The 12,517-nt window shown below is 33.2% G+C and carries 11 protein-coding genes and 1 tRNA gene; 11 read left to right on the forward strand and 1 reads right to left on the reverse strand.

Going from position 1 to position 12,517, the window contains the following annotated elements; translation table 11 throughout:
- From KA845_RS08755 to KA845_RS08805, 11 genes are all read left to right on the forward strand, one after another.
- A complete protein-coding gene (locus KA845_RS08755; RefSeq protein WP_021458941.1) occupies positions 1-2,352 on the forward strand; it encodes an endonuclease MutS2 in 2,352 nt (783 codons plus the stop codon).
- 80 nt (positions 2,353-2,432) lie between these two features.
- The gene (trxA, locus tag KA845_RS08760; RefSeq protein ID WP_002510893.1) at positions 2,433-2,747 is read left to right on the forward strand and encodes a thioredoxin; all 315 of its coding nucleotides are present in this window, start codon (positions 2,433-2,435) and stop codon (positions 2,745-2,747) included.
- Between the two features lie 203 nt (positions 2,748-2,950).
- The gene (gene uvrC, locus KA845_RS08765; RefSeq protein WP_021458940.1) at positions 2,951-4,753 is read left to right on the forward strand and encodes an excinuclease ABC subunit UvrC; all 1,803 of its coding nucleotides are present in this window, start codon (positions 2,951-2,953) and stop codon (positions 4,751-4,753) included.
- A 301-nt stretch (positions 4,754-5,054) separates the two neighbouring features.
- The gene (locus KA845_RS08770; RefSeq protein WP_002510894.1) at positions 5,055-5,666 is read left to right on the forward strand and encodes a succinate dehydrogenase cytochrome b558 subunit; all 612 of its coding nucleotides are present in this window, start codon (positions 5,055-5,057) and stop codon (positions 5,664-5,666) included.
- Positions 5,667-5,716: 50 nt separating this feature from the next.
- Entirely contained in the window at positions 5,717-7,480 is a 1,764-nt protein-coding gene (gene sdhA / locus KA845_RS08775) for a succinate dehydrogenase flavoprotein subunit (RefSeq protein WP_002510895.1), read from the forward strand.
- 2 nt (positions 7,481-7,482) lie between these two features.
- On the forward strand, positions 7,483-8,280 hold the full coding sequence (sdhB, locus tag KA845_RS08780) for a succinate dehydrogenase iron-sulfur subunit (RefSeq protein WP_002510896.1): 798 nt from the start codon (positions 7,483-7,485) through the stop codon (positions 8,278-8,280).
- 156 nt (positions 8,281-8,436) lie between these two features.
- Positions 8,437-9,270, forward strand: a complete 834-nt coding sequence (racE, locus tag KA845_RS08785; RefSeq protein ID WP_002510897.1) for a glutamate racemase — start codon at positions 8,437-8,439, stop codon at positions 9,268-9,270.
- Positions 9,245-9,826 carry an XTP/dITP diphosphatase gene (locus KA845_RS08790; protein ID WP_210127974.1) on the forward strand — a complete coding sequence of 194 codons (582 nt, stop codon included), beginning with the start codon at positions 9,245-9,247 and terminating at the stop codon, positions 9,824-9,826. The genes racE and KA845_RS08790 overlap by 26 nt, the downstream gene beginning before the upstream one ends.
- Positions 9,826-10,335 (forward strand): metallophosphoesterase family protein, encoded by a 510-nt coding sequence (locus KA845_RS08795; protein WP_210127976.1) that lies wholly within the window; start codon positions 9,826-9,828, stop codon positions 10,333-10,335. Before KA845_RS08790 ends, KA845_RS08795 begins: the two co-directional genes overlap by 1 nt.
- Positions 10,336-10,567: 232 nt before the next feature.
- Positions 10,568-10,641 (forward strand) — tRNA-Arg (locus KA845_RS08800).
- Between the two features lie 324 nt (positions 10,642-10,965).
- A complete protein-coding gene (locus KA845_RS08805; RefSeq protein ID WP_002510900.1) occupies positions 10,966-11,184 on the forward strand; it encodes a hypothetical protein in 219 nt (72 codons plus the stop codon).
- A 623-nt stretch (positions 11,185-11,807) separates the two neighbouring features.
- Here KA845_RS08805 and KA845_RS08810 read toward each other — a convergent pair.
- The gene (locus tag KA845_RS08810) at positions 11,808-12,245 is read right to left on the reverse strand and encodes a GNAT family N-acetyltransferase (protein ID WP_021458938.1); all 438 of its coding nucleotides are present in this window, start codon (positions 12,243-12,245) and stop codon (positions 11,808-11,810) included.
- Positions 12,246-12,517 lie beyond the last annotated feature (272 nt).

A 12,517-nucleotide genomic window follows, 5' to 3' on the forward strand; every position in this document is an offset into this window, starting at 1 on the left:
ATGAGACAGAAATCATTAGATGTCTTAGAATTCGATAAAATCAAGCAGAGTGTTGAAAATGAGGCCATGAGTGATATTGGTCGAGAAAAAGCTCGCGGCATGACACCTGCTATAGATTTTGATACTGTAACTTTTCAAATCGCAGAAATAGATGAAATTGCCCAAATTTATAATAAACATCGCATGCCTAGTATGAGTGGGTTGGCACAAGTGCAACAATATATTCATCGGGCGACAATTGATGGCGTATTAAATGTAAATGAGCTCAATGTGATCAAACGATTGATCCAAATACAAAATCAATTTAAGACGTTTTACAATCAATTAGTAGAGGAAGACGAAGGAGAAATCCAGTTCCCGATTTTAAATGATAAAATGGAACAATTACCGATTTTAACGGATTTATATCAAACAATACATCAAAAATGTGATGCTTATGATTTGTTTGATGATGCTAGTTATGAACTACAAGGTATTCGCAGTAAAATTTCAAATACAACACAAAAAATCAAACAAAATCTAGATAAAATCGTCAAAAGTCAAAGTAATCAAAAGAAATTATCAGATGCTATTGTTACTGTTCGTAATGATCGCAATGTTATACCTGTAAAAGCTGAATATCGTCAAGACTTTAATGGTATCGTTCATGACCAATCAGCTTCAGGACAAACACTTTATATCGAACCATCATCTGTAGTTGAAATGAATAATACAATCAGTAGGTTAAAAAATGATGAGGCTGTCGAACGTGAGCGCATATTAATTGAAATAACGGCACAAGTTGCAGCAGAAGCAGACGCATGCCTAACTGCAGAAAATGTTATGGGACAAATTGACTTTTTAACAGCTAAAGCGAGATATGCACGCTCAATTAAAGGAACAAAACCAACATTTCATCAAGATCGAACAGTCTATTTACCTAAAGCATTTCATCCATTATTAGATAGAGATACTGTTGTCGCCAATACGATTGAATTTGCTGAAGATATTTCAACTGTTATTATTACAGGTCCAAATACGGGTGGTAAAACAGTAACGTTAAAAACTTTAGGACTTATTGTCATCATGGCTCAATCAGGCTTATTAATACCTACTTTAGATGGAGCCCAGTTAAGTGTATTTGAAAATGTCTTTTGTGATATTGGTGATGAACAATCTATTGAACAATCACTGTCTACTTTTTCATCACATATGACGAATATAGTCGAAATTTTAGAAGAAGCGAATGGTAATAGTTTAATACTTTTTGATGAGTTAGGCGCAGGTACCGACCCGAGTGAGGGTGCAGCGTTAGCTATGAGTATTTTAGATTATGTACGAGCAGTTGATTGTCTAGTTATGGCAACGACCCATTATCCTGAGCTCAAGGCTTATAGTTATAATAGACAAGGTGTCATGAATGCCAGTGTAGAATTTGATGTGACAACATTAAGTCCAACATATAAATTATTAATGGGCGTACCTGGACGTTCAAATGCCTTTGATATTTCTAAAAAATTAGGTTTGAAAATGAGTGTGATTCAAAAAGCTAAATCCATGATTGGTCAAGATGAGCAAGAAATAAATGAAATGATTGCGTCGCTAGAACATAATTCTAAACGCGTTGATGAACAACGTATTGAATTAGACGAATTGTTAAGAGATGCACAAGCTACACATGATGCACTAACAAAGCAATATCACAACTACCAAGCATACGAACGTCAACTCATGGATGAAGCCAAAGAAAAAGCTAATCAACGAGTTAAAGCAGCTACTAACGAGGCTGATGAAATTGTTAAAGACTTACGTAAGTTGAGAGATCAAAAAGGTGCAGATGTAAAAGAACATGAACTTATCGATAAGAAAAAACGTCTAGATGACCAATATGAAGCTAAATCCATTAAGCAAAATGTCAAAAAGCAAAAATGGGACAAAATCACTGCGGGTGATGAAGTGAAAGTATTAACCTATGGACAAAAAGGGGAAGTACTTGAGCTGTCAGGAGATGACGAAGCGGTAGTTCAAATGGGTATTATTAAAATGAAATTACCACTTCAAGATTTAGAAAAAACGCAAAAAACTCAAGAACAACCAACGAAAATGGTTAAGCGTTCCAATAGACAAAATATTAAAATGGATTTAGACTTAAGGGGCTATCGATATGAAGAAGCATTGAGCGAATTAGATCAATATATCGATCAAGCTGTGTTAAGTAACTACCAACAAGTGAATATTATTCATGGTAAAGGTACAGGCGCATTACAAAAAGGTGTACAAAACTATTTGAAAAAGCATAAAAGTGTGGCATCATATAGGAATGGAATGCCAAGTGAAGGTGGCTTCGGTGTTACCGTTGTAGAATTAAAATAATAGTGAGCAAGTATTATGCATACGAAAATAAAATTTGTTATAATTTGCTCATCATTTGAAAATAAGGAGGATTGGCATTTATGGCAATCGTAAAAGTAACGGATTCAAATTTTGATGAAAATATTCAATCTGGTGTTAATTTAGTAGACTTCTGGGCAACTTGGTGTGGACCTTGTAAAATGATTGCACCAGTTTTAGAAGAGTTAGCAGGCGACTATGATGGAAAAGCTAATATTTTAAAATTAGATGTAGATGAAAACCCATCAACTGCAGCTAAATTTGAAGTAATGAGTATTCCAACATTAATCGTATTTAAAGATGGAGAACCAGTTGATAAAGTAGTAGGTTTCCAACCAAAAGAAAACTTAGCTGAAGTTATCGACAAACATCTATAAGCATAAAATAAATAAAGTGGACTGTATTTGTAATTTATTGTCCAACTGCACTAAAGTTTATTAATATGACTTTCAGTGCAACAGTCAGCTATTGTTAATACGTTAAATAAGAGAGTGTGGAACATTTACAATGTCTCACGCTCTTTATTTGTATAAATATTGGCAATATGATGATTAAAATTGTAACGAAGGGAGGTAAAACTATGGTGGAACAATATCAAGCAAACATTAAACAAAAATTAACAGTAGTACCTATGGAACCGGGCTGTTATTTAATGAAAGATCGCAATAATCAAATTATTTATGTCGGAAAAGCAAAAAAGTTACGAAATAGATTACGTTCATATTTTACTGGCGCTCATGACGCAAAAACTACAAGACTAGTTGGTGAAATACGTAATTTTGAATATATTGTCACATCAAGTGAAACAGAATCACTTTTATTAGAGTTGAATTTAATTAAACAATATCAACCACGTTATAATATTTTATTAAAAGATGATAAAAGTTATCCCTTCATTAAAATCACAAAAGAAAAGCATCCAAAACTTATTGTGACACGTACGGTCAAGAAGGGCAGTGGTAAGTATTTTGGGCCATATCCAAATGCATACTCAGCGCAAGAAACGAAAAAATTACTAGATCGTATTTATCCATTTAGAAAATGCGATAAAATGCCAGATAAGTTATGTCTGTATTATCATATAGGTCAATGTATGGGGCCGTGTGTTTATCCTGTAGATTTAAATAAATATGCTGAGATGACAAAAGAAATCACGGATTTCCTAAACGGTGAAGATAAAACAATAATGCGTAATTTAGAACATAAAATGCAAGCTGCGAGTGAAGATTTAGACTTTGAACAAGCGAAAGAGTATCGTGATTTAATACAACATATTCAAAATCTCACGAAGAAACAGAAAATTACTTCGACCGATAATACAGTTAGAGATATATTTGGTTATAGTGTCTCTAAAGGTTGGATGTGTATTCAAGTGTTTTTTATAAGACAAGGTAATATGATTAAACGTGATGCTACAATGATTCCTATCCAACAAACTGAAGAAGAAGAGTTTTATACTTTTATCGGGCAATTCTATGATTTAAATCAACATATCCTCCCTAAAGAAGTACACATTCCTAAACATTTAGATAGTGAAGTTGTTCAATCGGTAGTAGATACGAAAATTGTTCAACCGCAAAAAGGGAAGAAAAAAGAGATGGTTGATTTAGCCAATCATAATGCTGAACTTAGTTTAGAGAATAAATTCGAGTTAATTGCTAAAGATGAATCTCGTACGATAAAAGCAATAGAAGAGATTGGTGATAGAATGGGAATTCAAACGCCCATTCGAATTGAAGCGTTTGATAACTCTAATATTCAAGGTGTTGATCCTGTATCAGCAATGGTGTCATTTGTTGATGGAAAACCAAATAAAAAGGGCTATCGCAAATACAAAATTAAATCAGTCGAAGGGCCTGATGATTATAAATCAATGCGTGAAGTTGTACGTAGAAGATATAGTCGTGTCTTAAATGAAGGGTTACCGTTACCAGATTTAATTATCGTTGATGGTGGTAAAGGTCATATGAATGGTGTAATTGATGTTTTAGAAAATGAACTCGGTTTAGATATTCCAGTTGCAGGTTTGAAAAAAAATGATAAACACCAAACTGCAGATTTATTATATGGTAAAGAAGCAGAACTTGTACCATTGAAAAAGAATAGCCAAGCGTTTTATTTATTACAACGTATACAAGACGAGGTACACCGTTTTGCTATTACATTCCATCGCCAAACACGACAAAAAACTGGATTACAATCTGTATTAGATACCGTTGAAGGAATAGGTGCAAAACGTAAAACTAAATTATTACGTACATTCGGATCGATTAAAAAAATGAAAGATGCGTCAATTGAGGAATTACAACAAAGTGGTTTACCACTAAATGTTGCGAAAAACCTACATGATGCATTACATGACAATAGTGACAAAAAAAATTAGGCATGAGAATCATTCTCATGCCCAATTTACAATTATTTAGTGTTACAATAAGAAATAACGAGGTTTCTTTTTTTGGGTTTATTTGGAAGCGTTTTCTAATTGAGAAATATTATCATTTAATTATGGAACATTGTATGTAGTGTAATATATAAACGTATTGAAAATTTAATGCTTAGTTTATATTCAATTATATCACATGTAAGTTTCATTTTTTTGATGATTATACTTTGCTTAATTGGTTTGCGTGTTAAAAAGCAATAAAGAAATCAAAATTTAATTGTTTCACAGGGGGGACTTCCTTTTGGCTTATACGAAAAATCAATTCTATTTAAGACGCTTACATTCATTATTAGGCGTAATACCTATAGGTGGCTTTTTATTAGTTCACTTAATGGTTAACCACCAAGCGACTAAAGGTGCAGAAGCGTTCAATAAAGCAGCTGCATTTATGGAATCATTACCATTTTTAATCGCTTTGGAATTTGTCGTGATTTATATTCCGATATTGTATCACGCAGTTTACGGTGTACATATTGCCTTTACGGCAAAAGAAAATGTTGGTCATTATTCAGCATTTAGAAACTGGATGTTTTTATTCCAACGTATCACGGGTGTAATTACTTTTGTTTTCATTGCAATTCACTTATGGCAAACAAGAATTCAACGTGCATTAGGACATGAAGTTAACTTTGATATGGTACATGACATTGTAACTAACCCAGGATGGTTAATTTTCTATATCGTTTGTTTATTAGCTGTGACATTCCACTTTGCAAACGGCTTATGGTCATTCGGTGTAACGTGGGGTATTTTACAATCTAAAAAATCTCAACAAATTTTCACATGGGTTTCACTAGTCGTATTTATAGTTGTATCATATATAGGAATTAGCGCGATTTTAGCTTTCCTATAAGTTTTTTAATTTAATTTGATTTTTAGAGATATTTAGGGGAGTGACAAGATATGGCAGAGAAGAAAGTTATTGTTGTCGGTGGAGGACTTGCCGGTCTGATGTCAACAATTAAAGCAGCAGAGCAAGGTGCACAAGTAGACTTGTTCTCACTTGTACCTGTTAAACGTTCACATTCAGTGTGTGCGCAAGGTGGTATAAATGGTGCAGTAAATACTAAAGGTGAAGGCGATTCACCGGACATACACTTTGACGATACAGTATATGGTGGGGACTTTTTAGCAAACCAACCTCCAGTTAAAGCAATGACTGAAGCAGCACCTAAAATTATCCATTTACTTGACCGTATGGGTGTAATGTTTAACCGTACCAACGAAGGATTACTCGATTTTAGACGTTTTGGTGGTACAATGCATCATAGAACAGCTTATGCTGGTGCAACAACCGGACAACAGTTGTTATACGCACTAGATGAACAAGTAAGAAGTTTTGAAGTAGATGGTTTAGTAAATAAATACGAAGGCTGGGAATTCTTAGGTATAGTTAAGGATGACGAAAATACAGCTAGAGGTATTGTTGCACAAAATTTAACTACTTCAGAAATCCAATCATTTGGCTCAGATGCTGTAATTATGGCTACAGGTGGACCTGGAATTATCTTTGGTAAAACTACTAATTCTATGATTAATACAGGATCTGCTGCTTCAATTGTTTATCAACAAGGTGCTAAATACGCTAATGGTGAGTTTATTCAAATTCATCCAACAGCAATACCAGGTGATGATAAGTTAAGATTAATGAGTGAATCAGCACGTGGTGAAGGTGGTCGTATTTGGACTTATAAAGACGGTAAGCCTTGGTACTTCTTAGAAGAAAAATATCCGGATTATGGTAACTTAGTACCACGTGATATTGCAACACGTGAAATCTTTGATGTCTGTGTTAACCAAAAATTAGGCATTAACGGTGAAAACATGGTTTACCTTGATTTATCACATAAAGACCCACATGAATTAGACGTTAAATTAGGTGGTATCATTGAGATTTACGAAAAATTCACTGGTGATGATCCTAGAAAAGTACCAATGAAAATCTTCCCAGCAGTACATTACTCTATGGGTGGCTTATATGTTGACTATGATCAAATGACGAATGTTAATGGTCTGTTTGCTGCTGGTGAGTGTGATTACTCACAACACGGTGGTAATCGTTTAGGTGCGAACTCATTACTATCAGCGATTTATGGTGGTACTGTTGCAGGGCCAAATGCTGTCAAATATATTCAAGATATTGAAAAATCATATAGTGATTTAGATGAGACAATTTTTGAACGTCGTGTACAGGAAGAACAAGAAAAATTCGATCACTTATTAGCAATGAAAGGTGAAGAAAATGCCTATAAACTTCATCGCGAATTAGGTGAAATTATGACAGCTAATGTAACTGTAGTACGTGAAAATGAAAGTTTATTAGAAACAGATCGTAAAATTGTAGAATTGATGGAACGTTATAAAAATATTGATATTGAAGATACACAAACTTGGAGTAACCAAGCAGTATTCTTCACTCGCCAATTATGGAATATGCTTGTATTAGCTCGTGTTATTACTATTGGGGCATACAATCGTAATGAATCTAGAGGTGCACATTTCAAACCAGAATTCCCAGATAGAAACGATGAGGAATGGTTGAAAACAACTTTAGCAGAATATCAAGGAAAAACAGAAGCACCAAAATTCACCTACGATCCTGTAGATATTAGCTTAATTCCACCTCGTAAACGTGACTATACGCAAAAGTCTAAAGGAGGTAAATAATCATGGCAGATACTCAACAAGCAACTGAACAACAAAACCAACAAAAAACAATCAAATTAATTATCAAGCGTCAAGATAATGATCAAGCAAAGCCTTACGAAGAAGAATTTGAAATTCCATACAGAGAAAACTTAAACGTTATCGCTTGTCTGATGGAAATTAGACGTAATCCAATCAATAGTAAAGGTGAAAAAACGACACCGGTTATTTGGGATATGAACTGTCTTGAAGAGGTTTGTGGTGCTTGTTCTATGGTTATTAATGGTCAAGCAAGACAATCATGTTCAGCTATCGTTGATCAACTTGAACAACCAATTAGATTAGAGCCAATGAGCACTTTCCCAGTTATTCGTGACTTGCAAGTTGACCGTTCTAGAATGTTCGATAACCTAAAACGTATGAAAGCATGGGTACCAATTGACGGTACATATGATTTAGGTCCTGGACCACGTATGCCAGAGAAAAAACGTCAAACTGCTTATGAATTATCTAAGTGTATGACTTGTGGTGTATGTTTAGAAGTTTGTCCTAACGTTACAAGTAAAAATGACTTCGTTGGTGCACAAGCTATCTCACAAGTTAGATTATTTAACTTACATCCAACAGGTTCAATGACAAAAGACGAAAGATTAGAAGCACTAATGGGCGGTGGAGGCTTACAAGAATGTGGTAATTCACAAAACTGTGTAAATGCTTGTCCAAAAGGCATCCCATTAACTACTTCTATCGCAGCATTGAATAGAGAAACTTCATTCCATATGTTCAAATCATTCTTTGGTTCTGACCATCAAGTAAATTAATATTTATATACCAACATCTGTGGCGTAAACAGGTGTTGGTTTTTTTATGAAAAAATTTATATAAAATTTCTAAGTAATATAAAGTGAGATAGATGAATTAAAAAAAGTATCTGTGCTACAATAGTAGTTACTAATATTAAGAGGATGAACGCATATATGGATAAACCAATCGGAGTTATAGATTCAGGAGTTGGTGGTTTGACTGTTGCTAGTGAAATTATCCGCCAACTTCCCAATGAAACAATTTATTACTTAGGAGATATTAAACGCTGTCCTTATGGTCCGAGAGCAAGTGAGGAAGTTAAAGCATTTACTATTCAATTGGCACAAAAGTTATTACAATATGATATTAAAATGCTAGTTATTGCATGCAACACTGCAACTGCAGTGGCATTAAAAACGCTACAAGAACAATTAACAATTCCTGTTATTGGCGTTATAGAACCTGGCGCAAGGACTGCAATTATGACTACTAAAAATCAAAATGTTTTAATTTTAGGTACAGAAGGTACAATAAAATCTGAAGCTTACCGTCATCATATTAAGAATATCAACCCAAATGTCGAAGTATCAGGCGTAGCATGTCCAGGATTTGCACCTTTAGTAGAGCAAATGCGCTATAAAGATCCGACAATTACGAGCATCTTAATCCATCAAACTTTAAAACAATGGCGTAATTGTAAAGCTGATACAGTAATATTAGGATGTACGCATTATCCATTACTGTATAAGCCAATCTATGACTATTTTGGTGGTAATAAAACAGTGATTTCATCGGGATTAGAGACAGCTAGAGAAGTTAGTGCATTACTAACATTCAGTAACGAACATGCAGGTTATCAAAAAAATCCTAAGCATAAATTTTTTGCGACAGGGGATACAGAACATATCGAAAGAATTATTGCAGAATGGCTAAAAATGAATGTTACAGTCGAAGTAGTCGATGTAGAGGAGGAAGTAGTAAGTGAAAGATATAGTCATAGCATCTAATAACAAAGGAAAAATAAACGATTTTAAAGTTATTTTTCCTGAGTATAATATCATTCCAATCGGTGATTTAATTCCAGGTTTCGATGTTGAAGAAACAGGTACTACTTTTGAAGATAATGCTAAATTAAAGTCTGAAGCAGCAGCACAAGCTTTAAATAAGCCTGTAATCGCAGATGATAGTGGATTAGAAGTATTTGCTTTAAATGGTGAGCCTGGCGTATATTCAGCTAGGTATGCAGGTTTAGAAAAAGATGATGATGCAAATATCAAAAAAGTATTAGAGCAGCTAGGTGACACAGAGGATCGTCGTGCTCAATTTGTTTGTGTCGTTAGCCTAAGTGTACCAAATGAAAAAACAATTCAATTTAAAGGCACAGTTCAAGGTGAAATTACACTAAATAAAATTGGTGATGAGGGATTTGGCTATGATCCAATATTCTACGTACCAGATTTAAATAAAACCATGGCACAGCTACAAGCGCATGAAAAAAGTGAGATTAGCCATCGAGGTAAGGCAATCGACCAATTACAACGCTATTTAAAGGATGATAATTAATGTCGAAATGGATAATTGTAAGTGATAATCATACGGAAAAAGGTATCTTATTTGAAGTGATTAATCACCACCCAGATGCTGATGTAGCCATACATCTTGAAGATTCTGAGTTTACTTATGAAGATAGTGAACTTAGTTATTATTATAAAGTAAAAGGGAATACCGATTTTTATCCAGAATTTGAAAACGAACAAGTCATAAATAGTGAAAGCTGCCGAGCATTTATTACACATGGGCATCTATATCAAGTTAATCGTAGTAGAATGCAACTGGCCGAACGTGCCCTTGAAGCAAACTGTCAATTAGCATTTTATGGGCATACACATGTTGCAAAATATGAAAATATTGCAGGTGTGCATGTCATCAACCCTGGTAGTATTAGTCAATCAAGAAGCAGTGAAGAAGAAAGTTATGCAGAACTGTTAATTGCTGAAGACACTAATGCAGTTACTTTGAATTTTAGAAATCGTCGACATGAAATAATAGAAACAATTAATTTTGAATTATGATCTCTAAAAGCGTGTAAGTGAATGTCGAATTATAATGCATAGTAAGTGGGGTTGTAACTATGCATTATAATTTATATTTACTTAATGATCGTTATTGAAAAAAAGAGGGTTATTAGGTTATAAATCGTGCAAAATGGCTATTTATAGTGAAAAATCATCATTATTTTAATTATAAAAGTATTGCTTTATAAAGATGAATTAGATATAATAATTATTGTGTTCAAAACGTGATGTCCTGGTAGCTCAGCTGGATAGAGCAATGGCCTTCTAAGCCATCGGTCAGGGGTTCGAATCCCTTCCAGGACGCTAACAGAGCTTTATAGCTCACAATTAAAAAAGAAACCCCATTATGATGGGGTTTCTTTTTTTGTTATACAATGCCACACTATAGAAAATAATAATCACTATATAAAAGAATAGATATTCTCAAGTGAAGCAAACTTGAGAAAATGATGATTAGAAATTATAGAGCAATCCTATACGACATATGAACTTAAGACTGTATTTTTTATGTACACTTATATTATGGTATGAAGTTATGATTATTGGTATAATTGATAGTTTTCGTTTATGTTTAGTGCAATGTATTTCAGTGTATTGTTGTAGTATTAAAGATAAGGGGGATTAGAAATGAAATGTGAAGTGATTTTAAAAAATGATAAAACAATTTATGTAGATGATTTTAATTGCATTGAATATACTGATGGGTATGATGCTGAAACGAAATTATTTGAAAATAAAGATTTCGGGGGCTTAGATTTGCTAGACGATGTTACATATACAATTATTGGCAGTAGTATCATAAAAGTTAAAGGAGAACAAATTCTTTATTTACATTTTAAAAAATAAGTATCTCATCTAATCAGGATTGAATAGCGATTGGGAAAAATATTTTGAATAACTACAGAAAAATATAAAGCAAATGAATACTTGATTTTGTTTAACTAATAAATGAGTGTATAAATCAACTATAATTATAATTTCTATCTAATATAGTAGATGTTTTATCCTTAAATCAGTACAACATGAGTTATGTTGTCAATCATTCAACTAATTTTAGAAATAATAAGCGTAAGAGGAATAGTACTAACAAAGCAACTAAGAACGCAATATGTTATATTTTAGCTAATAATCTTTTTTGGATATGCAAATAAATCTTGGCAACAAAATATATTGCCAGGTGTGTTAGTTAATAAAAAGGATGCACAAGAATCACTAAATTGGGTTAAGTTTATTGCCCAAGACGAAAATTGTGTAGAAGCAATAGCAAATCATGATACGAACACAGAACCACATACAATAGTTTTATAATTTTGGAAAGAGTTAATGTAAGGTTTTTTTGTACAACCACCTATTATGATCAATGGGTGGTTGTTTTATGTGCGTCGCTAGTATGAAAGTTTAAATGAATATGACTCGAAAAAATATTTCATAATGTGACTGGGGAAGAGTCCATAAAAGTTGATTATTAGTCACAAGTCGAGTTCCATCATGCTTCCTTCATTTGATTTCATAAATCCCGTTTTTTCATAAAAATATTCTGCAAGTTCCCCACCTGTAATTAGAAAAATTTTATTTATACCATCAACTTTGAGTGAGTTAGAGACAGAGTTCATTAAATTTTTACCTACACCTTTTTGTTGAAATTCAGGTATGACATGGAATTCATCAATACAAAATTGATTCATATTACTGAAATAATAATCTATTCTACCGATACACATAGCGATTATTTTGTTATTGTTTTCAATTACATAACCCTTAGAATTGAAGCCACTCAAAGTGGCTTCAATCCTAAGTAACGCTTCTTCTTCAGTCCATTTATTATACCACGGTGCTCCTTTGTATGCTGAAACTAAATTTTTAGCACAATTAGTATAATCATCGCTTTTAATTTTTCTGAATTTCATATTTATACCCCATTTTGATTGTATAAGAATTTTAGTATCTGTTTTTGTAATTATCGTTTTACAAACGAGTTTCTTCTTGTCTTAATAGTACTATATATATATTGTGTGTCACAATGTGAATATATTTTACTTAAGCAAACGTTTTTATTACTTTATGAACTTACATTTACATTTGACCTGCTAATTATCGTACATTGTTTTTAGATTAAAGCATGCCATTATTTATTTTTCTGCGTTATGTATAGCATAATATCAATTAAAACAAGAGGTAG

It is taken from the genome of Staphylococcus sp. GDX8P114P-2 (assembly GCF_017892945.1).
Lineage (GTDB): Bacteria > Bacillota > Bacilli > Staphylococcales > Staphylococcaceae > Staphylococcus > Staphylococcus arlettae.